The organism is Paenibacillus sp. 01T431, from assembly GCF_056398625.1.
The window spans coordinates 566,965-589,746 of sequence record NZ_JBFTPT010000002.1 but is presented as its reverse complement, the minus strand read 5'-3'; the positions used below and the strand labels follow the sequence as shown (position 1 = coordinate 589,746).

19 protein-coding genes and 1 pseudogene are annotated in these 22,782 nt (G+C 46.0%); 2 read left to right on the top strand and 18 right to left on the bottom strand.

The genetic code is table 11. From position 1 onward, the window contains the following. Window positions 1-262 (top strand): annotated as a pseudogene (locus tag AC1DM9_RS05125) (MFS transporter); the annotation flags it as partial. Window positions 263-337: 75 nt separating this feature from the next. Here the strand turns inward: AC1DM9_RS05125 and dcm are convergent. From dcm to AC1DM9_RS05105, 4 genes are all read right to left on the bottom strand, one after another. After that, window positions 338-1,342, bottom strand: coding sequence for a DNA (cytosine-5-)-methyltransferase (dcm, locus tag AC1DM9_RS05120; protein WP_477512845.1), 1,005 nt, complete (start codon window positions 1,340-1,342; stop codon window positions 338-340). After that, window positions 1,314-1,547, bottom strand: a complete 234-nt coding sequence (locus AC1DM9_RS05115) for a S8 family serine peptidase (protein ID WP_477578885.1) — start codon at window positions 1,545-1,547, stop codon at window positions 1,314-1,316. The genes dcm and AC1DM9_RS05115 overlap by 29 nt, the downstream gene beginning before the upstream one ends. A gap of 99 nt (window positions 1,548-1,646) precedes the next feature. Further along, window positions 1,647-2,594, bottom strand: a complete 948-nt coding sequence (locus tag AC1DM9_RS05110) for a WG repeat-containing protein (RefSeq protein ID WP_477578883.1) — start codon at window positions 2,592-2,594, stop codon at window positions 1,647-1,649. A 451-nt stretch (window positions 2,595-3,045) separates the two neighbouring features. Further along, window positions 3,046-6,147 carry a glycoside hydrolase family 2 TIM barrel-domain containing protein gene (locus AC1DM9_RS05105; protein WP_477578881.1) on the bottom strand — a complete coding sequence of 1,034 codons (3,102 nt, stop codon included), beginning with the start codon at window positions 6,145-6,147 and terminating at the stop codon, window positions 3,046-3,048. Window positions 6,148-6,288: 141 nt separating this feature from the next. Between AC1DM9_RS05105 and AC1DM9_RS05100 the strand changes: the two genes are divergently transcribed. Continuing rightward, complete coding sequence (locus tag AC1DM9_RS05100) at window positions 6,289-7,128, top strand: helix-turn-helix domain-containing protein (RefSeq protein ID WP_477512849.1); 840 nt, start codon at window positions 6,289-6,291, stop codon at window positions 7,126-7,128. 299 nt (window positions 7,129-7,427) lie between these two features. On the opposite strand, the gene AC1DM9_RS05095 is transcribed toward AC1DM9_RS05100, so the two are convergent. From AC1DM9_RS05095 to AC1DM9_RS05030, 14 genes are all read right to left on the bottom strand, one after another. Then, window positions 7,428-7,577, bottom strand: coding sequence for a hypothetical protein (locus AC1DM9_RS05095; protein WP_477578879.1), 150 nt, complete (start codon window positions 7,575-7,577; stop codon window positions 7,428-7,430). A gap of 76 nt (window positions 7,578-7,653) precedes the next feature. Next, window positions 7,654-8,394, bottom strand: a complete 741-nt coding sequence (locus AC1DM9_RS05090; protein WP_477512851.1) for a response regulator transcription factor — start codon at window positions 8,392-8,394, stop codon at window positions 7,654-7,656. Next, window positions 8,342-10,114: a sensor histidine kinase gene (locus AC1DM9_RS05085; protein ID WP_477578877.1), complete on the bottom strand. Its 1,773-nt coding sequence runs from the start codon at window positions 10,112-10,114 to the stop codon at window positions 8,342-8,344. The genes AC1DM9_RS05090 and AC1DM9_RS05085 overlap by 53 nt, the downstream gene beginning before the upstream one ends. Window positions 10,115-10,231: 117 nt before the next feature. Then, window positions 10,232-12,559 (bottom strand): glycoside hydrolase family 95 protein, encoded by a 2,328-nt coding sequence (locus AC1DM9_RS05080; protein ID WP_477578875.1) that lies wholly within the window; start codon window positions 12,557-12,559, stop codon window positions 10,232-10,234. 92 nt (window positions 12,560-12,651) lie between these two features. Continuing rightward, window positions 12,652-14,217: an extracellular solute-binding protein gene (locus tag AC1DM9_RS05075; protein ID WP_477512853.1), complete on the bottom strand. Its 1,566-nt coding sequence runs from the start codon at window positions 14,215-14,217 to the stop codon at window positions 12,652-12,654. Window positions 14,218-14,280: 63 nt separating this feature from the next. Next, on the bottom strand, window positions 14,281-15,162 hold the full coding sequence (locus tag AC1DM9_RS05070; RefSeq protein ID WP_057304608.1) for a carbohydrate ABC transporter permease: 882 nt from the start codon (window positions 15,160-15,162) through the stop codon (window positions 14,281-14,283). Between the two features lie 15 nt (window positions 15,163-15,177). After that, complete coding sequence (locus AC1DM9_RS05065) at window positions 15,178-16,161, bottom strand: ABC transporter permease (protein WP_477512854.1); 984 nt, start codon at window positions 16,159-16,161, stop codon at window positions 15,178-15,180. Between the two features lie 287 nt (window positions 16,162-16,448). Continuing rightward, entirely contained in the window at window positions 16,449-16,601 is a 153-nt protein-coding gene (locus AC1DM9_RS05060) for a hypothetical protein (RefSeq protein ID WP_477578873.1), read from the bottom strand. Continuing rightward, on the bottom strand, window positions 16,595-16,798 hold the full coding sequence (locus tag AC1DM9_RS05055; RefSeq protein ID WP_477578871.1) for a hypothetical protein: 204 nt from the start codon (window positions 16,796-16,798) through the stop codon (window positions 16,595-16,597). The genes AC1DM9_RS05060 and AC1DM9_RS05055 overlap by 7 nt, the downstream gene beginning before the upstream one ends. A 223-nt stretch (window positions 16,799-17,021) precedes the next feature. Further along, window positions 17,022-17,492, bottom strand: coding sequence for a hypothetical protein (locus AC1DM9_RS05050; protein ID WP_477512856.1), 471 nt, complete (start codon window positions 17,490-17,492; stop codon window positions 17,022-17,024). An 806-nt stretch (window positions 17,493-18,298) separates the two neighbouring features. Further along, window positions 18,299-19,447 carry an ABC transporter permease gene (locus AC1DM9_RS05045; protein ID WP_441887008.1) on the bottom strand — a complete coding sequence of 383 codons (1,149 nt, stop codon included), beginning with the start codon at window positions 19,445-19,447 and terminating at the stop codon, window positions 18,299-18,301. Window positions 19,448-19,449: 2 nt separating this feature from the next. Further along, a complete protein-coding gene (locus tag AC1DM9_RS05040) occupies window positions 19,450-20,568 on the bottom strand; it encodes an ABC transporter permease (protein WP_477578868.1) in 1,119 nt (372 codons plus the stop codon). A gap of 32 nt (window positions 20,569-20,600) precedes the next feature. Continuing rightward, entirely contained in the window at window positions 20,601-21,536 is a 936-nt protein-coding gene (locus AC1DM9_RS05035; RefSeq protein WP_477512858.1) for an ABC transporter ATP-binding protein, read from the bottom strand. Between the two features lie 115 nt (window positions 21,537-21,651). After that, a complete protein-coding gene (locus tag AC1DM9_RS05030) occupies window positions 21,652-22,764 on the bottom strand; it encodes a sensor histidine kinase (protein WP_441887025.1) in 1,113 nt (370 codons plus the stop codon). Between the last annotated feature and the right edge of the window lie 18 nt (window positions 22,765-22,782).

Here is a 22,782-nt window from a genome sequence, read left to right as displayed (position 1 = left end):
GCATTCCGGCGGGCTTATTGTCAGTCAAGCATGGTTAACGACCGAGGCGAAAGAAGCTCCCGAATTCGGCAACAGCTTGTTTGTCTCATTTTCCAATCTTGGAATTACTGTAGGGGCTTCTATCGGTGGTTGGTTTATTTCTCACTTGGGAATACATCAACTCATCTGGAGCGGAATTATGTTTACATTGCTTGCTTTCGTATTGATTATGGTAAAAATAAAAATTTCCAAATCGAATGCAGAGGAAGTAAACGTGCGTTAAACTAATGGGACACGATAGTTCAATAAAAACATAGAAGCAGCCAATCATAATGATCGGCTGCTTTACTCAAGTACATTAAATGCTGAAGGAATCCATCAATCGTTTACCGATTTCATAAGCAACTCGGCTCGTTACAGCATTGCCTGCCATTTTATATAATTGGGAATCGCTTATCCCATATCCTTTGAGTGTATAAAACCAATCGTCCGGAAAAGACTGCAGTCGAAAACATTCAAGAGGTGTTAGTTTGCGAATACGATAACCATCATAGATTCCATGTTTGTCCTGTGCTGTTAGCGTAAAAGATGGTTCCCCTGGCTCCTTAAATCGACGTCCGTTCTGCCTTTTCTCTTCGCGGTCAGGTGTTAATACAGCCATGGGTTCCATGACCCCTGTACGCGCTTGATTGGCTCCTAATCCTTTGAAATAACTTGCATCTAAACAAGCAGCTTCCCCTGTTTCGTTGACAGCTGTCTTTTGTGATACATTAACTAAAATTTTGTTACCTTCACCCTTATTCGTTGTAAGTGTCGGCGCTAGTCCGTTTGCAGAAATGACTTGGCCATTCATACCTCTTCCGCTCGGATTTACATTTCCAGCGATCATAACCTTAGAAGCTATTGTTTTAGAGTCTTTAGCAGGCTTGTTGTTTTCTTCTCTGAAAGGAAATATTTTTCGTTCACTTGATCCTCTAAGACTTGCGACAATGAAGACACGTTCTCTGTTTTGTGGCACATAGGCCGAGCTGTTAAGCACACACCACTCCCCCACGTACCCCAACTCATCCAGCGTTCCGATGATAGTCTCGAACGTTCTCCCTTTGTCATGATTGAGGAGTCCTGTGACGTTTTCAAGGAGTATAAATTCAGGTTTGAAAATAGATGCGAACCTGATGATCTCAAAGAATACTGTCCCTCTAATAGCGTCGTTAAATCCTTCACGCTTTCCAGCAATGGAGAAAGCCTGGCAAGGAAATCCGGCAACGATTCCTTGAATTGGTCCTCGTTCTCTTCCAAGAAGTCGAATATGGTCATCTGTGACGGATCTGACATCATAAGCACTCCACATCCTTTCGTTCATTATCATCGCTATATACAGGAGTATCATCTACAAAAGAATATCCCCCAGAGATATTAAGATCGGAATGATTCGCAATTCCTGTATCCAAAACCGCTATCTTTACGCCATGGCCAGCAAAACCATTCTCAGTACTTAAATCAGCACCAATAGAATGTGTACCCCATGAAGTAATTTGTCTTGAAAATAAGTCATAGAGTGAAGACATAATCACTTAATACCACTATTCTTCTATTTATTGATCACATACTCTATTAAAGTAGCATTTAACAACAGTGGCACTATAGAGTTATTAAAATCGCTCACATTAACCATTCATTTTCACTTGGACTGCGCTTAACCCCTCTGAAAAAGAATTGACTAGGGTCACTTGATTTAGAGTACTAATTAATTCTCCATTGGTGTTGATCAGTTGAAAATTCTTTTCAGTTACAAAAGCCCTACCCTCTGAAAATGGAGAAGCATCTTTAAATTTTGGTTCAATTGCAAACTCGCCATTTGGCTTGATATACCCCCATTTCTTATCTACCTTAGCAGGAGCAAGATTTTCAGCAACAAAGTTTTCTACATCATTAAAGGTAGGATCTATCACCATTTGTCCGGTTTTATCTATAAAGCCATACCTTTTACCAACCAAAACCGATGCTAAACCTCTATGGAAGCCTTCCGTATATTTAAAGCGCAATGGAATCTTTACTTGGCCATTTTTATCAATATATCCATACTTTTTATTTATACTTACAGCTGCCAAACCCTCTGAAAACAATATAGGAGAATCGTATATTGGATCTATTGTAAATTCCCCTGCAATGTTGACACACCCATACTTCCCATCCTTAGCTTTCACCGTCACCATACCATCAACAAAGTGCACTGCTCCATCGTAGATCGGAGCTGTTATCATATTCCCTTCAACATCAATAAAAGCTAATTTCCCATTTGGTGCTAAAACTCTGGCGTAACCTTCAGAAAAAATATATGCCTGCTCATATACTGCAGGAATTGCTATGTTTCCTTCTTTGTCTAAGTATCCAAAATTACTACGGTCAGTAAACAACGCTCGGCCACATGAAAAGTTACTCACAAAAGAATAGTTCGTTTCTAATACTGTTGTGCCATCTTTTGAAATAAACCTGCTCTTTCCTTCAACATCACAGGATGCCAGCCCTCCTTCAAATGAAGTAGCAAAATCAAAAACAGGTTCAATAACAAATCCACCATCTCGATCGATATAACCATATTTATAAACTTTCATTATAGTCAGTCCTCTAACTGTAATTTGTGAAAAAATAACTAAATTTATAATGTACCGATTTACTCAAAGGTATCAGGTTATCATCAATTCTATTTTTCATTCCATATGTGTTCGTGCCTCCGTACCTCCTCGGTATTATATGATGTATATCAGTACCCTTCCATGAATATGATACTGGAGCGTTTGCCGTTCTCTATTACATAATGCTTTCCTTCAACGCCCCAGTTGATCAGGACTTGAGCCTGTTCGGACGCCAGGTAGTCAAGGAATTGCTTCAGCCCATATCCTTATCCGTAAGTCAGAATAAGGCGCTGATGCACATTGCGGAGTCTGATCCGATGTACTAGAAGCCAATGCCAATGAATCGTCGTTAATCAATAAAGACCTCTGACTTTGGCCAGTGCCTTTATCAAAAATTCACTTCTATCCTTCGCTTTCGAGGATCTACTATTCAATCCACGATCTCTAAAGTGATCTTGTATACATAGATGCCCTTTTCGATTTTATATTCATCGTGAATATTTTTGGTCCATCCAGTATCTCCACCAAGACCTGCATGTTTGTAATCGATATGAAGGAAAACAGAATCGGATGTGCCAAGCTCGTCCTCATAGGCGGCATTGTCATACTGTCCGATGCTGTACTGATGGATGTCAAAATGGAAGTGACCCGCCGAGGTAACTTTTACGTTGCGGTCATCCGCCGACACATACAAATAACGGACATCTTCCTTGCCCCCGCACTCAACCGGCACGATGTAGGGAACATGCTGTTCTTCAACAGAGCTTTCATATATACCGATGAAGGCAGCCGCTTTACGGTCCGCATAGTTCTCCCATGGCCCGCGGCCATACCATTTGATACTCTTCCAGGCAGCAGGGAAGGTAAAGCTCAGACCGATTCTCGGTAAGGTATCGACATTAGCATTATTCACGACAGTGTTAGTAATTTCAATGCCTTTACCTCCAATCGCATACTCCGTAAGTGTTTCAATGCATCCATGATAAAGAACATGAACCTGAATGATGACTGATGCAGGCGCTGCATATACCCGGATATTCTTGATCTCTTTCTGATCGGAGTCCAGCCCGAGGCTTCTCCAATCATCTGCATAGTTTAGCGTCTCACCAGGCACACCTGCGTCTATCCCCGTTGGCGGCCGATAGAAATTGTTCGCTCCGCCCGTAAAGTAGTCTTGATTATTGTATCTGACAGAAATGAACTCTGCCGTTTCTTTCGAGAAGACCACGTTCGTATTTTCATTATAAATATGAATTCGATCCGCAGCTTCTTCATATACCAGGCTCCCACTTTGAATATCCCCGGTATGTATTTCATATACGGAATCTTTCAACTCGACCTGGCATGCATAGATACAGGTTCCCTTATTTGCATAATAGGTGTCCTCGTTCAGATAAGCATAAAAATTCAGGAACGCTTCCCCAGAGACCTTGGTTGGATCGTATGGTGCCTGAAGACTTTCGATAGCTCCGGCCGGCGTGTGTAATCGGGGTAATGTACCGTTTTCCACAACCTTCCCGTCGCAAACAAGTTCCCAACCGATGTCCAGGTGGCTTAAGTCCCGATGCGTATAATGATTATAAATTCGATAACTTTTATTACCGGGAACATCATAAGGCCGTTCAAAATAATCGATCTGGACGGGAGCTTGTATATTTTTAATTTCATAGGCAGCCGGTTTCAGCGTTAAATCCGGAAATATAATGCCGTTCAGGCACATATCGGGCGCGGAATCAATAATCTCTTCCTTGAATGCGCCGCCATAAACATATTTTTTGTTCCCAGATTCATCATGCCGGACAAGCGCTTTATCCTGGAAATCCCAAATGAAGCCGCCCTGAAACCGCGGGAATTTATAAATAAGGTCCCAGAATTCCTTGAAATTCCCGTTGCTGTTGCTTTTCGCGTACGCATATTCACACATAATAAACGGCCGCAAGTCATCGCTGCTCGTCATGCAATCCACGATCCAATCCTTCTGAGGATACATGGGCGCCATGATATCGGAAATATTGGCCGGAGGATTTAAGGACTCATACTGAACATATCTTGTTTTATCATATTCCTTCATCCACCCGTACATGGCAGCATGGTTCGCTCCGTAACCGGACTCATTTCCCAAGGACCACAGAATGATCGAGGGATGATTCTTATCTCGCAACACCATCCGTGCTGCACGTTCCATATAAGCATGCGTCCATTCGGGAGATGCGCTGAGCTGGCCGCCGATGCCATGGGTCTCAATATTGGCCTCATCCACAACATATATGCCCAGTTCATCACAAAGGTCGTACCATTCGACGGCATGCGGATAGTGACTCGTTCTTACCGCATTGATATTTAGCGATTTCATGATCCTGATCTGCTCACTCATATACTCCGTTGACACCACGCGCCCCGTTTCGGGACAAAATGCATGAAGGTTGGTTCCGCGAATTATGAGACGTTTGCCGTTAATTTTCAATATCCCGGTGTTATCGATGCTGATTTCTCGGAAGCCGACATTTGCACTCTCGATGTCAACGACATTTCCGTCAGGGTCGATCATTTCCAATACCAATTTATAGAGGTAAGGAATTTCGTCGCTCCACAATTGGGGACTCTTAATGGTTTGTTTGACTTTCGCCACATAGTTGTCTTGCAGGTAGGATCTGAAATCCGCAAACTTCGGCGTCTCAAATTGCGTAACCAATTTTCGATCGTGATCATAAAGAGACAGACGCACGTGAGCTTCCCCATAACAGCTTGCTTGATTATTAGGATAAACCGTCACGGCTAAATCGGCATTGTCATAATCACCCGGGAAAAGCGTTTCGATTTTATAATCATGAATTCGCATTCGCGGTTTTGCATAAATCAGAACATCTCTGAAAATACCCGATAGATGCCAGTAGTCCTGATCCTCCAGATAAGAACCGGCTCCGAATCGCATCACCTGAACGGCCAAATGGTTTTGCCCCGTTTGGATGTAATCGGTAATATCAAAAGAAGCGTTAAGCTTGCTGTCCTGCGAATAACCGACGAACTTCCCGTTTAACCACAGATAAAAGCAGGATTCCACACCGGCAAAATCGATAAACAAATCTCTGCCGTTAAAATGTTCAGGAATTTCGAACGATAGGACATAACATCCGGTGAGGTTATCCTCCGGCACATAAGGCGGATTCAAAACAAATTCATCTTGCTTCAGTTGAATTTCGTGATGAGAGTCCGCCCCCTTCCGCGCAAAGGGATACTTAATATTAGTGTATATAGGTTTCCCGTATCCGAACAACTCCCAGTTGGAAGGAACAGGGATATCATCCCATTTGGACACGTCATATGCAGGATGATAAAACTCATCAGTTACTACATCCGGAGATGAAAACGTTTTAAATTTCCAAGTGCCGTTTAAGCATTTTACGTATTTTGACGCTCTCCGGTCGCCGCTTAGCGCCTGTTCCACGGTTTCGTATATTCCATACGGCTCATGCATGGGATGACGGTTCTTGTGAGCGACATGCGGATTCTCCCAGTCTCTGTTCAGCTTCATACGTTTCGAATAACCCCCTCATAAATTGTCTTAATTGGTTGTGCTATGAAAGTCGATACCCTTATAATATAAGGACAAGTTTTCATATAAAATGTTAGGTCTGGTAATTCATTTATCCATTTTGGTAGGTGCGGTGACGATATGAATTTCGATGCTATAAAAGAAAACGATGTCGTATACCGGTGTATCGGAGACGATTTCGACCTGGGCATTTTGTCATGCGGCTTTATGAGAAAAAGAACGGCAGAGCGCTCCCAGTATGACTTCAGGATCGGATATTACAGCTGTTTGTTGGTCCTGCAAGGCAACGGACGATTTATCTCAAAGGAAGGCACTGTTATTACAATGCAAGCAGGGGATCTGGTACAACGTTTGCCCGATCGTATGCACTCCACCGAAATCGAGCCGAATGGGGAATGGATCGAGTTTTATATCAGCATAGGTTATCCTGTCTATCATTACCTCAAAACGCTAGGCATCATAAATTCCGACCAAGAGGTGCAGCCGACACGACATACAAGCGATATTTTGAATGAATTTGCCGCCCTGCTGAACTCTCTTAAATCCGCTGTAGATGAAAGGCTCCCCTATTTGCTGATGAAAGCTCAAGAACTCATTATCCGTTTGCACGGCAGCGTACATCATACTCAGAGAGAGCACAATGATCATAAAATCTCAAAAGCTTGCCAACTAATCGGTGGCGCCAATGATATTCATTACGATATTAAGGAAGCCGCAGCAGCCGTAAATATGGGCTATGAGAATTTCAGGAAGCTATTTAAAGCCACAACCGGAGTTTCCCCTCAGCGGTACCACATTGAACATTTAATGAAACAGGCCAAAATGATGCTCCTCTCCGGACTCCCCATTAAACACGTAGCCGTTAGTCTTGGTTATGGGGATATTTATTCCTTTACCAAGCAATTTACGAAATCGGAAGGAATGCCTCCAGGACGTTATATCCGTAACCGCCACAGATAAGCAAGAAACTAAGCAAAGGGCAGGAGGATCTTGCTTAATAAAAAATCAGAAAAGGAAAGCGAGATATCGTTCCTTCGCTTCCCTTATCATTCATCAGTTTTTCGACTCTTGAAAATTTCAAAAGACAAGAGTTTAATTAAATCAATCGCAATTCACAGCATGAGAGTGATAAATAAATATAGCATCTTGTTTTTTTTTACTGGAGAATTAAAAGGTTGACCATTATTTTCATTCTGATGAGTATTATTATTGGTAGCCGTATCGTTATTCTTCTGAGGTTCATCATCTTGAGGGTCACATTAGTTTGGATGTGTTGAAATAATTGTTGGTGATTGGTTATTTAAACCAATCGTTGATGAGGTGGATGAAACTGGAGTTTCAGTTGTTATAGCTTCTACCTTTTCATCTAATCCAGATATGCTGGCGAACAATAAACTTTCTGGTTTCAAGAAATTAATCCCCGTCAGAGAATGAAGCAAGGAATTGTTAAGTTGTTCGCCTGTGAAGCGCGAATGAAGAAAACCTTCAGGTATTAGGCGATTCATGACGTTCGATTTCTTCTTGATTTTCGCGGTAGGTGCCGGGAGTCGTTCCCGTGTATTTTTTGAACACCTTCGCGAAGTAGTGCTTGGTATCGAAGCCGACCTGACGGCTGATCGCGCAAACGGTCGAATGAGGCTGCGTTTTCAGCAGCTTTTGCGCTTCCCGGATTCGTAACGCATTCAAGTAATTGACGAGGGTGTCTCCCGTCTCCTTCTTGAACAAGCTGCTAATATAATTCGGATGCAGACTCATGCGATCCGCAAGATGGTCGAGGGACAGATCGTTCATATAGTTCATTTGCAAATAGGCCAATATCCGTTCGGCGTGCCGACTGTAATCCGAATCCGATGCGGCGGGGAGCTCCTCCTTCACGCGGCTCAGCAGGGACGCGATTTCCTTTTTGTCCAAAGGCTTCAGCAAGTAATCTACGACGCCCGAGCGAAGGGCCTGACGGACATAGTCGAACTCGTCATAGCCGGTCAGGATAATAAATCGATCGCATAACCCCTCAAGCCTGGCCTCCTGAATTAATTCGAATCCGTTCTTCTCCGGCATATGGATATCCGTTATCGTCACAGCGGGCATAAAGCGCTTCATTGTCTCTAATGCCTCCGGGGCATTGAGGGCCGAGCAAATGTCGGAACCGACAGGCGCGACTTCCTCGACGATTTTAACTAACCCTTTCAGAATCAAAGGTTCGTCGTCTACGATCAAGATCTTCAACGTCCGCCACCTTCCTTTTCACGATGATAATGCGCAAGCAGGCTCCTTTGCCCGACTCGCTGAGGATTTCCAGTCGGGATTCTCCTCCGAAGAAGCTTTTGACTCGTTCGTTGACGTTTTTCAAACCTACGCCGACCTGCTCCTCTGCCTTTCTAGGCTCGTCGTGCCTGGACAGCCGTTCGCGAAGCGCAAGAAGCTTCTCCGGCGTAATCCCGTTGCCGTTGTCGGTAACGTCGATCGTAATCTCGCTTTCCGTTTCCGTCGCCTGCAGCGAGATATGGACGGGTCGAAGGACGGCGGAAGCTCCATGCACGATCGCATTTTCGATAAGCGGCTGCAAAAGGAATCGCGGACAAGCCAGCCGTTCGGCATCCAGCGCAACTTGAATTTCAAAAGTCAGCCTGCTTTGGAGCCTCATTTTGTGGATGTTCATATAAAAGGAAACCATCTCGATTTCCTTCGCAAGAACCGTTTCTTCCCGCGCGGACGACAAGCTGTACCGCATCAGTTTCCCGAACCAGAAGGAAATATCGGCGACTTCCTTGTCGTCGTTAGCCTCGGCGACCATGCGGATCGTCTCGAGCGTGTTATAGAGGAAATGAGGCTTGATCTGCGCTTGCAGCACCTGGTATGCCGCTTCTTTGTTGCGCATTTCAGCTCGATGGACGTTGTTGATGAGCTCGTCCATTCGCCGGACCATCGCGTTATAGGTGACGATCAGGAAGCCGATTTCATCCTTTTCGAACTTGCCGTTTTTGATCGTCAGCTGCCTGAGGTTATTGTCGTTCAGCGTACGCATATGCCGGGCCAACCGAAGAATCCGTTTGGTAATCGTCGAAGCCAGCAGGTAATAGGCGATGGATAGAGCGATCAACAGCAGCACGATCATCGTCACCAAGACGATTTCCTTCTTCTTCACGGAACGGAATACTTCTCCCACCTGACCGGTGACGATGACGCGAACGTCCAGCGGCTCGAGCTTCAGCTGATTGACGATCGTTTGCCGGTTGATAAAAAATTTCCTGTCATCCGCTTGCAGAAGACCCAATGTCTTCTTGTCCAACGCCGGCGCTTCGTTCGTCAATGGATCACCCTGTCCGGACAACAGCAACGCTCTCCAACTTCCTTCCACACCCGCGGCCGCATAGAAGTTATGGATTAAACTTTTGCGTACCCGAATTTCAAGAAGGCCGATTCGCTCCGTAATTTGCGTATTGTAAATGTACTGGTAATAGATCAGGTCCGGATCCGACGCCGCGGGATCGGCGCGCAGCCATTTCCCCTGTCCGGCTTTCAGGGACGAGACGGTTTGTTCCGTTTGCGGATCCAGCATAGACCGGTCGCGAAACAGATTGGTGATGGGCAATACCCGATCCTTCATCTTATAAATGACGATGGATTCGATCTCCGGATTAGCGAACATCGATTGCGTGTTCAGCGGGAGAATATAGCGGGTAAGCGCGTAGATGCTGTCCGCGTCGGATTCGTATACGCCGTCCAGATAATCGGTCAAGTAAGGATTGTATTGCAGCACCCGGTGGACCGACTGAATTCGGGCGAAATCCGTTTTCAGATTGGCGTAAGCCTGCTCCAGGATTTTCTGCCTGCTCTCCACGAATTGTTGCGTCAGGTTGCCGTAGATTTGCGTGTAATAGTGATAACCGAATGCCAGAACAGGGATAAAGATCATAATCACGTAACCAAGCACGATTTTGCGCATGATGCTCAAGGCGGCGTTTCCCTCCGATGCGGAATCCATATATCGTTAACATATCATGTACTAAAGAATTCCGATAGAGGCGCATCCCTCCCAGATTTACAATTCCGCAAACCCCGGTTAACGTGAGAACGGATCAAATTGAAACGATTCGCCAGCCTTCACGGTGTATCGGATCGATCGCTTCCTATAGCGCAGCGTACAAGGCATTCCGCAAAGGGAGCGGATCTCGGCTCCGATTAAGCTTCCTTTCGCCCAAGTCATGCCGACTTCGAATCCCCCTCTGGCGCGAAAGCCCGAGACGGAGCCTTCCGGCCATGTTTCCGGCAAGGCAGGAAGCAATTCGATTTCGTATTCGGCTTTTCCGTTTCGATAGCGGGATCGGCTTTGCAGCAGCATTTCCGCAATACCCGCGGTTCCGCCGAAATTGGCGTCGATCTGCATCGGAAACGGCTCATGCTGATTGAGCAGATTCGGATTGGTCGATCCCGCCAAGAGATCGACGAGCCGCTTGCGCGCGCTCTCCCCGTCTCGCAATCTGGCGTGCAGTGCTATCCGCCAAGCAGCCGGCCAAGCCAGGATTCGGTCCTTGCTCCGATGGCGAAGCTCGAGGCTTTTGCGCGCCCCCTCGAACGTTTCGGGCGTATTCTCGGATATCTGATTGCCGGGATATAAGCCGTAAAGGTGAGAAACGTGGCCGTTCGAATCTTCCGGTCGATCCCAATCCTCCGGCCATTCCTGCAATTGGCCGAATCGTCCGATTTGCATGGGGGGGATCCGGTCCAGAACCTTTCGGATTTCGTGTTCGAACGCCGAATTTTCGCCCAGCAGCTCGCTTGCGATCAAACAACGTTCGAGCAAGTCTCGGATCAACTGCACGTCCATCGTGGACGAGATCGTGAGATGCCTTCTTCGATCGCGGCCGTCCCGATACGCGTTCTCTGGTGAATAGGAAGGATTGGTAATCAGCAGACCGGCGAATTTGACGCCTTCGGGAGCCTCCACCAGGAAGTCCATCACGAATCGGGCGGCTTCTTTCATGGCAGGGTAGGCCCGTACCCTCAGAAAGTCAAGGTCGGGATTGTATTCGAAGTGATCCCATAAGTGCTGGACCAACCATACCCCGCCCATCGGCCATATTCCGGCATGGATGTCGACCGGGGCCGCGGCGCGCCATAAATCGGTATTGTGGTGGACGACGAAGCCCTTCGCGCCGTAATAGAGTTCCGCCGTGCGCGCGCCGGTGACGCGAAGATCGTCGATCAGATCGAACAGCGGCAGGTGGCATTCCGGCAAGTTTCCGACCTCCGCCGGCCAGTAATTCATCTGGACGTTGATGTTGGTCGTCCATTTGCTTCCCCATTCCGGCCATTCTTCTTCATTCCATATGCCTTGCAAGTTGGAAGGCTGATCGCCCGGTCTGGAAGACGCAATGAGCAAATACCGGCCGAACTGAAAATATAACGCGGCGAGCGACGGGTCCTCCGTCTCCCGAATGTCGAGTACGCGCCGATCCGTCGGACGCCGCTTGCCGCCAGTTTGCTCGTCCGCCCCGGCTCCCCATAGCCTTATCGAGACTCGTTCATACAAGGCTTTATGGTCTTCGACGTGTTCGTCCAGCAACTCGCGATAAGGTCGTTCGGAGACGCGCGCCATATACCGATTGTTCAATTCCGAAGGATCGCCCCCGATGTCCCGGTAGTTCAAGAAGCTTGTCGCTCCGGAAAAAACGAGGGTTACGGCACTCGCTTCCGCTATGCGCAGGACGCCGTCGCCGGCCGCGCACGAGCCGCCTTCGCAAAAAGCCGTGAGCCTCCCTTCGAATCGGAGTCCCGGACCTTCCCAAGAGCCGCTCCAATTTCTTGGACCCTTGCGCGTTCCGGTCCGTCCAGTCAGCCGAATCGCACGGCTTCCGTCCGATTGAACGGACGCATCGGGGTGGACGCTGGACAAAGACGCGTCTACGGCGATACTGCCCCGCTCGCCGCATGAAAGCCGAATCACCAGGCAGCCGCTCGGGCGGGAACAGAAGATTTCGCGCGTGTATTCGCATCCGTCGGCTTCATAGGATACGGTCGCCACCGCCCGCCGCAGATCCAATTCACGCCGATATCGCGTAACCTCGCGATGCCCGGGGAACGCCAGATTCAGCTCGCAAAAAGGCAGGTAGGCTTGCAGATGGATCGGCTCGCCCATCATGCCGTCCAGAAACAGCCGCTCCGCCTCCTCGATCCGATCATTGAAAATCAGGCTCCGGACTTCTTGCAAATATTGCCCCGCGTCCGGCCGGTTATAATCATGCGGCGCCCCCGACCACAACGTCTCCTCGTTGATCGGGATTCTTTCCGTTTCCGCTGCTCCGAACACCATTGCTCCCAGCCGTCCGTTGCCAATCGGAAGAGCCTCTTTCCATACCGTACCGGGCGAATCATACTCCAGCTTCATCATTTTCCCGCCTTTCCGTTCTCCCATTTGCCTTCACCTGCAATATAGCGTGCAAAGTCCGTCAGGAACGCGCAGCGCTCCTGACGGACCAAGTCTTATTTTTTAAACAAATCCTTCTTCTTCTGATAGGTTTGGTTAGCCCAATCCACCAAGCGATCCAGACCGATCTTCTCGGCGTTCTTCACCATGCTCTCGTAGTTTGCCACGGCTTCTTCCTCCGACTTCGCCAAGTAGATTTTAACCTTCTCGTTTTTGATCATCTCGTCGATCTTCGTTTTGATCGTCTTCTCATCCGAATCCGGCTGCAGCTGAATCAAGCCGAGCTCCGGCTTGTAAACCGTGAACGCCTTTCTTTCCATCAACGCTTTCGTCTTCTGCGCTCCCGGTACGTAGCTCAACATGCCTTCCGTAACGCCGTCGTTGTACAGGTACCACCATTTGATTCCGTTGCTGTTGACGAAATCGGCGTCGGACGGATCGTATTTCAAATTCGGATACCCTTCGTCGTTCCAGGTCCAATGCTCGCCCTCGACGCCGAACATCGTTAACTTTTTGCCTTCGTCGCTCGCCAGATATTGAAGGAACTTGATCGACGCCTCCGGATCCTTGTTTTTCTTCGTGATAAATGTACCTGCAAAGCCCAGTCCAGAGCTGACCGCTTTCGCATCTTTCGAAATGGAGCTAGGCAGCATTTGGAACGTATACGAACCGCCGGCGTTTTTGACCTTGATATTGTCCGAGTCTGCTATGCTGACCGTATGCATATGCGCGAATGCCTTCCCGCTGGTCGCATACTGATCGTCGATCTGATCGTTCGTATAGGCGAAGTTCTCCGCCAGAATGTCCCCTTCGCGGTACAGACGGTTCATAAACTTGAAGAAATCCAGCATTTCCGGCTTTCTGATCGCATAGTCCACTTTTCCGTCCCGCTCATACCAGCCGTCCAGAAGGCCCTCGACGCCGAACTGCGTCAGGAAGTATTGCTCGATCCAATCTTTGTCCATGATCAGAGGGATCATGTCCGGATATTTTTCTTTGACCATGCCCAAAACCTTCATAAAGTCGTCAATGGTGTCTATTGGCGGATTGCCAAGCTCTTGCAGAATATCCTCGCGCACCGCGATACCCGGGTTGCCGTCGCTGCCGACCGAGTATTTGTTCTGCACCATTTCCTCCTGCGTCGCGAAGGAGTTGCGCACCGTATAGAAATTGCCGTCATCCATCGTGTGGATCGCAATTCGTATCGGATCGATCTTAAAGTCAGGCGCGTATTTCTCGATCAACTCGTTCCAAGGATAAGAAAGCTTCGAATCGGACATCCGTTCGATGTTTGCGTTAGTAAAAACCAGATCCGGGAGATCGCCGGACGCGATCATGAGCGGAAGCTGCTTGTCGTCCGTGGCTACTGTCACTTTCAGCTTGATTCCCGTCTTTTCGGTAATTTTCTCGGCAACCGACCCCTTCCACTCCTTCACCGGATACCAGGAGGCATCGATAAACAAGGACAGCTCCTTTGCCTCGTTGCTTTTTGCGGGCTGTTCGCTCCCCTCCGAGTTATTGACTTGACCATCGTTGTTATTTCCGCATGCGGACATCAGAGATATCGTCATCATTAGGATGAGCGATAAGAGCAGTGCCTTCTTCCCTTTGTTTCTTTTCAAAATAACCCCTCCAACAAGTGATGTTTATATTAAAGCAAACGCTTTAATATCATGCCAACAAAATCAACCCTTCACGGAACCCAGCATAATGCCTTGAATGAAAAACCTCTGGAGGAACGGATAGACGCACACGATAGGCGCGATAGATATAACCATAGCCGCTACCTGAAGCGAATAGCTGGTGACGCCCGCTGAAGCACTGTTCGCAACGGCTATAGCGTCCATCGGCGCATTGCTCTTGTTGATAACCTCCATCATCCGGAAAGCGAGCGTCCGCAGACCTTCCGACTGCACGAAGTAAGCGGAATCCAGCCAAGAGTTCCATTGACCAACCCCCAAGAAAAGCGACATGGTTGCGATCAGCGGCATAGAGACGGGAAGGATGATCCGGTAGAAAATAACGAGCTCGGTAGCCCCGTCCATGTAAGCCGACTCCTTGAGTTCACTCGGAATTTCCTGGAAGAACGAAATGGCTATCAGCAGAAAAAACGTACTTAACATGGAAGGAATGACATAGACACCAAACGTGTTCAGCAGCCCCAGTGAGCGCAGAACGACGTAATACGGTATCAAACCGCCGGAAAAGTACATCGCGAATATAATGACCGTGAAATAACCTTTGCGAAACAGAAGATCGCGGTGAGACAGCCCATAAGCAACCAAACAGGTAAAAAGGACGCCTAGGGCGGTTCCAGCAAGCGTTCTCATAATCGTGACCAAAAAAGCACGGTACCAGTGGGGGTCATCCAAAAATCGCGCGTAATTTTCAAAGGAAAAGGTCCTTGGCCATAGATAGACGCCCCCAAGAAGCGAATCGGTTCCTTTATTGAAGGAAAGAATCAGGACGTAATAGAACGGATAAAGCATCGATAACGTCAGAATGGCTAGTAATGCATAAATCATAGCATCCATGATACGATCTTTTTGTTTTTGGCTGAGCTGCATGCACGCTCCCCTTTCCTAGAATAGACTTGATCCCGAAGTGCGTTTGGCAATGTAGTTGCTGGAGAAAATCAGGATGACGGAAATGACGGACTGGATCAAATCAATCGCTGCCGCATAGGAAAATCTCCCGTCTCTTAATCCGACCTTAAACGCATAAGTTTGCACGATCTCCGAGGTCGGATTGTTGATGCTGTTGCCGAACAGAAACGCCTGCTCGAAGTTGGAGCCCACCAGTCCTCCGCCCAGAATGCTTCCAATCGTCAGAATAAGTACAACGACGATCGTTCCTTTCATTCCAGGGAACGTAATATGGCGAATTCGAGCCAAGCGGCCCGCTCCGTCGATCTGCGCGGCTTCATATAATGACGGGTTAATGCCCGCTATGGCGGCCAGGAAGATAATCGTCCACCAGCCCATCTCCTTCCAGACGGCACTTCCAGTCGCCAGTCCCCAGAAATAGTTGGGGTTCGTCAATATGTCAAGCGGCTTGTCGATTATGCCTAGCCCTAGAAGCGCTTTATTGACCATTCCGATATCCGTCGACAGGAAGGCGAAAGCGATGCCTGCGACGACAACCCACGAGATGAAATGGGGCAAATAGCTGATCGTTTGGACAAAACGCTTAAACTTCAAATTTTTTACTTCGCTTAATAGAATGGCCAGCAATATGGGAGCCGGAAAAGCAAAAAGGATTTTTAGCAGACTCAATGCCAGCGTATTTCGAACGATTGTTCCAAACTGATAGTCATTAAAGAACTCCTTGAAATGCTTTAATCCCACCCAATCGCTTGTAAAAATGCCCTTAATTCCGGTAGAGATGGAATACTGCTTAAATGCCATTAGAATGCCGAACATCGGCGTATAGGCGAAGACAAGCAAAAATATCATGCCGAGCCCAACGAACAGGTGCAGCGTTTTTTGTTTTTTAAATCGCTTCCAAAACTGCGTTCGCTGTTCTGTTTTTCCCTTAATTCCGATTACGCGTGTATCCAACTCCATATCTGCTCCTCCTTTGTTTTCAGTGTACTCTTCGAATCAGAGCGTCGAAAGCCAACATTCATAAGAAAGCGTTGTCATTTTTGAAGATCGGATGGCAAGGTGCCCGGACAATAGCATCCCGTTGCCGCCGTTCAAATCGGTTTGCGATCCGCATAGAACGCGGCGATATCGTCCCTCGTATGCTTCCGTTTCTGGACAGAAAAAAGATGACCCCCGACGAATTGACGAATTCCGAGGGTCATCTACCGGCCAATGCTAGTGCGGCCTAGTTCTGCTTTGATCAAGGATTAAACTGCAGCGACAAGCGGTTTTATTTCACTCTTCCCTGCTTGGGCATTGGCGTTGACACAAGCAATCGTTTCAATCCGGAAGCACGGTGTAGACGACGCCGGCATCCGCATGAAAGCGGAGAAGGCCGGCCGGCCTCTCGGATTCACCAAACTGCCGGAAGCGCCGGGAGCAGATGAAGCTCGCCCGCACGACTCTGAAGCAGCATCGTAAAATTATTCCTACCCACTATAATGACGATAAAAATCACCATTAGTTGCGGTAAACTGCCCGTTAGCGTAATGAAGCAGCCGATCATTGTGATCAGCTGCTTCCGTTTTTTTATTGAACTATCGTTCCCCGTTAGCATTCCTGTAGAGCGTTAATTATCAGCTTTGCAAAAAAAGAAGCGCCTTGGTAGGTGGACTTATAATTGAAAGCCCAATTTTTTGCTCAAAAATCACTAACTGATGCTTCTCATACGAAACACCACTTATTTTTAATTGTTCATTATAGAACTAATTTTTTCACATCTTTCTTCTAACACTTTATTAATTCTTTGACTAGCAACATCGTACCAATTTTTATCAATTTCAAAAGCCGTCCATGACCGGCTTGTCATAATGGCTGCTTCCTCCGCAACCCCACATTGGATTCAATGAGGCTTTATGAACTTTCGTTCTTAAATTCTCGTACACCTGATTTTTACTATGGTACTTGATGTCTTTATTTACAGATTGTTCGGTTGGAGTTCCGATAAGTACGCCAATCTGCACACCTTTGAAGCCATATTCCTCATCATCCTCGAATATGTCCCCGCAATACCGATTTAAGCGATAAAATAAATCTTCATGTTCTAGAGTTTGCTTGGATCGTACAGGTACTTTGATTTCTACATATGCAGTTTTTTGATTCCAAAGCTTTTCTGAAAATCTATCTGAATATTTAAATGATAGTTTCGATTGGGTTAAATGCTTAAGAATATCATGAGCGTCTTCAGATTCTAAATATTCTTTTAATGTGCTTAAAAAAGCTTCTTCTTTCGTAAACTCGATTGGTCTCATAATAATCCCCCATTTTGGAATGTCACCAAAAAATGATGCCCAAAAGCCCCTAAAACTTCTGTTACGAATAATTTTAAACTCATTATATCAATAATGCATGGAAAAAAAGACCAAAATCAAAGACTATCGTAACAGAATGTTTAGCGTACAAAAAAAGCCATCCTTTTGAGGATGACTCTGAGCATTTTCAACTTTATTTTTGTTCAATAAGGAACCATTAGGCTTCTTTGACGTTAAGCGATGCCGCGCCTTACATCGCTTTCACATCTCTATTTTATTGGTGCAAGCTTAATAATAGAACTAGTTTCTCTTTACTACAGAAACGCCTGCCCCTCTATTAGCGATTTAATTATTCAGACTGTCCATCTGCCAATTTACTGAAATCCAAATGGCTAAAGTTTGCCATCATGTTTACAGTGATATTAACGGATATTCACGGCTGGTTAAACGTGGAGCAAAGGTGTTAAGGATTTCATCGAGCTCTGAGGTAATGATAAACTATTATTGATGAGTTTAGGAACAAAGAAGTTCCTTTAATGCCAATTACAGATGTTCCACAGGTTATACAATCTGCCGGCATGAAGAAATCAGACGTTAGATGGCTTAGCATCCCCTTTCCCTGCAGGGTTACCGCTTTAGAATTTAGCGACTCCGGTTTGAACTAACGGGTAACGATATCCGAGTTTGGTTTGGGAACATATCCAGGTTGAAGAAAATCGAAGACCTAAGCTCGTTGTAAAGTTCGAAATCTCCTACAATATAGTAGACTGGAAGTAGATAATTAATATACGGGATTAGTTTATTTCTTAAATATAGCTTCGAGTATCATTATTCCTGCCAAACTTATAGACGGCTATTAAAGATAAGGCCACAGAAAAAGCAATCAAAATGATCAAGTTCAAGGATAATTCCCCAAGGGATACCCCTTGCTGTAGATCGCTGAAGGTATCCAACAACCAATATTGGGGAAGAAAGTGCGCAAGCTGCTGCATGGTTTCCGGCATTAACACAAGCGGGAACATACATCCGGACAATAAGCTGCTAGGAATGAGGATCATATTCTGCATGCCGCTGGCTGTTGAAGAGCTACTGGAAAATGCCACAATTACAAGAGATAATCCTATTGCCACCAGTGCAAATAACACAAGTATCAGGAACATGCTCCAATAAGGAATACCCGGATCGACATGAAAAATAGTTATCATAATCAACAGTGTCACTGCAATCTGCAGCATCATCATAGTCAAATTAACGATGATATTAGATAAGACATAGGTTCTAGGGTTGATCGGTGAGGATAGAAGGCGATAATAGGTTCTATTCTCTCTTTCCTTGATAAGAATACCAGATAAATTCGAAGCGGACACTAGCATGAGGATGAGTAAGTATCCTATTGATTGATTGGTTTTGTTGAAATTGACAGATTGATCCTCCACTTTCTGGGCTGATAGTTCGAATCCCGTTTTTTGAAATTCGTCATATAGGGTAATAAACTTAGCCTCATCTCCTTTAGCTATCATGCCGATCGAAGCCATATTGTTAATATGTTGATCCAAGGATGCCTTTACCTGTCCGGTAACCTGCGCCCCCTTAATGGATACGATCTTAACATTTGCTGGCTTGCCAACAATCAAGCTTTGCGCGAAACCTGCGGGAAAGATAATTGCTGCATCCAGCTCTCCAGAAGCAATCTGACCATTTATCTCATTCTCTTCAAGCGCAATTACAAGCATGGAATCTTGTCTGCCCACCGAATCAATAACACCTTTTGTAATCGTCTGACCCCCATCATGATTAACAATGCCCATTTTTAAATCAACTTCTCCCGTGCCTCCTTGGACTAGTGTCGCGAGCAGAATTCCCATAACAGGAAAGACAAAATATATAAATAGATTCAAAACGTTTTTAAAGGTGGAAATAAACGTCTTCCGGATCAGCCATAATGTGTCTCTCATTCTTACAGCCCCTCCTTTCTGCGTATCATCGTTAATGCGATACCAAGCAAGACGATCGCGAAGCCGATATTCAACATCACGGCGTTAACCGTTGCTGTCATATTGTCTGCGTAGATCATTTCAAGAAGTGCAGCATTTGACCATTGCAGCGGAGAAAGAGAAGAGAGAGCTGCCATGAATCCAGTAGCCTTCTCGACCGGGAAGTATGAACCGCCGAAAAATGCGGCCAATTGGATAATAATCATCACAACAGTGCCTGATGCGTTACCCTTAATGATATAACTGAACCCGAGTCCTAAGCTCACAGCGAAAATGATTTCAGTAAAGAGCGTTATAAACACGAGACCCAAATTTTCTCCCCAGTAGGCATTAAACATGTATTTACTAATAAGCACTACAACAATTGTGAGTATCACATTTAACACAACAAGACCTGCTAATTTACCCACAAAAATTTCGATTTTCGTCACCGGTGAAGCAAGCAATCGGACAGCTGTGTTCCTTTTCCGTTCACTATCTATTAATTGTGCGGCCGTCAAGGCGCTATATAAAATAATCATTGTCGTAATCGCTACAGCGAAATAGTCCATGGCTCCCGGTTTCCTTGTCGCATTCAGCGACTCTTCCATCACATAGCTTTCACTGCCGCTTCCGCTCATGATCGCATCCGCTTGCTCCGAGTCGGTACCTGCTACTTCAGCCGCCAATCGGTAACGATCTGCAAATGCTGTAAGCACGCTCTTAGCAATACCGCTTTCAATTAAGCTCTGACTGCTGCTGTAATACTTCAGTCCATTGTCCGTAATCTCGACGTAACCCGCATAGCGGTTGTTCTTCACTTCTATTTTCCCATCCATCTTCTCGTCTGCCTTCTCGAGTTTAATACCGGCTTGACGCATCTGCCCCGTGAAGTCATCCCAATAGGTAGAGAAATCACTCGACGAGCTATTATTCTTATACAGCACTTTAATCTCATCAACCGTTAAACTACCGTTGAAAGCATTCGTAAGCGCCGTTCCCAAAATAAGCATGGTTAATAGCGGCGAAACCACCAAGAACAAAAGCATCTTGGGATCGCGGATAACCTTTAACTCTTTGAGCATTATTCTGAATACATTCATTTCCCCTTCGCCTCCTTACCCCTTCTTTCTTATCAGTCCCGCAGGCTTCTGCCTGTCAATGTCAGGAACACCGTCTCCAAACTTGGCTCATTCTCTTCCACTGAACGTATTTCAATATCGTCCGCCATCAACTGCTGAATGATTCGGTTCAAATTATTGACCTCGGAATCAGAGGTGATCTTAACGATTCGATCCTCCACTTCAACCCGGTTTACGCCAGCAATTCCCTCTAGCTTGTTCCTATCCAGATTTTCCGCCGAACGGACTTCGATACTTATATTTTTCTGATTCGTAATGATGGCCTTTAATTGACCTTTCGTTCCTTCCGCGATGATCTTGCCGTGGTCTATAATGGCGATTCTTGTACAGATCTCCTCGACCTCCTCCATGTAATGGCTGGTGTAGATGATCGTACAACCGAGTTCATTCAGTTTCTTCACGGAACCAAGAATATAGTTGCGAGATTGCGGATCAATCCCCACCGTTGGCTCATCCATTATGAGCAGCTTTGGCCGATGTGCGATTGCACAGGCTATGTTCAATCTTCGCTTCATGCCGCCTGAGAAGTTTTTGGGATAGCTTTTGTGCTTGTCGCCAAGACCCACGAATGCTAGTGCTTCAATCACCCGCTCCTTTAACTTTGCCCCTCTAAGTCCGTATAATCCGGCAAAAAAATGAACATTTTCGTAAGCGGTCATATCCTCATAAATAGCCATTTCCTGCGGTACAATCCCGATGTTCATCTTCGCAAATTTACCGTGTTTAGCAATACTCTTGCCAAGAACTTCGATTTCACCCTTGGTGATCCGAAGCAGAGAGGCAATCATGTTAATGGCCGTACTCTTACCTGCTCCATTTGCACCCAGAAATCCGAATATCTCGCCTTCCTTTACGGACATCGTGATATTGTCCACGGCAATAAAATCCCCAAATTTCTTCGTAAGCTGCTTAATTTCAAGTACGTTCATTCGTAACACTCCCGTTTCGTCTTTAGGATAATGTAATTGTAATAAAAAAGGATGCCCCTGTGACAGTGCACAAGTTCATCCTTAACCCATGAGAATCTTCCTATTTAAACTCATCTTATCCGTGAGGAATTAATGTAGTGACACTGAAGCCTCTTGAGCCATCGACGATAATTGTACCATTTACGCTTGCTGCCCGTTCTTCCATACCGATGATTCCCAAGCCTTTTATCACCTTCTGCTCACCTTTGCCGTTGTCGGAAACTTCAACCTTGATCAAGGTCCTCAGTACTTCGATATGGATGGAGACGAAAGTAGCGTTTGAATATTTCATGGCATTGGTCAACGCTTCCTGGGTGTTCTCCTGAATGACCTTCCACTGGATCGGAGTAATGATATCGACATTACCTTCATGAGTGAGAGAGGTCCTGATCGTATGCTTCGCTGAAAATTCATCAATAAATAATTTAATCCGATTTATTCCGAGCTTCTCTGTCGGTGGCTTCATATTTTTTAGCACAAGTCGGATACTCTCGATCCCATCCTTGGAGATATGGATTGCATTCTGCAGCAGCTCCGCCGACTTGTTCGGATCGGAGGTGAACAAGCGCTTCGAGGCTTCCATCTGGATCAATGCACCCGTCATCGAATGTCCGATCTTATCATGAATTTCCTGGGACAGTCGGTTACGCTCCTCCAGCTTAATCGTATAATCGGACTGTCTGATATATTCTTTATTCTCATTTAGACTCTCAGTCAAATGCTGGATATGTTCGTTTCTATTTTCTATGTCCTCTTTGAGGTCTGCAATTTTGCTTATGTAATTGTTAAGCAAGAGGGAGTAGAGGAAACTTAGCATCGCAACGAGAGCATATGTAACCAAGGTAGCTTGAGATTCTTGAGACAGCAACAAGAGCGGAACCAGCATGAGCAATAGAATAATTCCGCTTTTACGCAGGTATATAGTGAATAGTTCGTATATGTTCAGAGGGAACAGGAGTAAAAATAAGGGTTGGATATACGACGAGGACGCTGCAATAACCATCATGGATAGCAGAAGCACAATCGTCGTGATACTAACCTTTTTAGCGATATAGATGGAAATATTCAAACACAGGTAGAGGAGGATGGACAACATATACCATGGTGAAATCGAACCTATTGATACATAGGATTGAATGACCACATAGCTTAAGAGAATCGCTTTTACGCCCATTGTCCAGAGTTCTATAGGTGTTCCCCTCTCCGT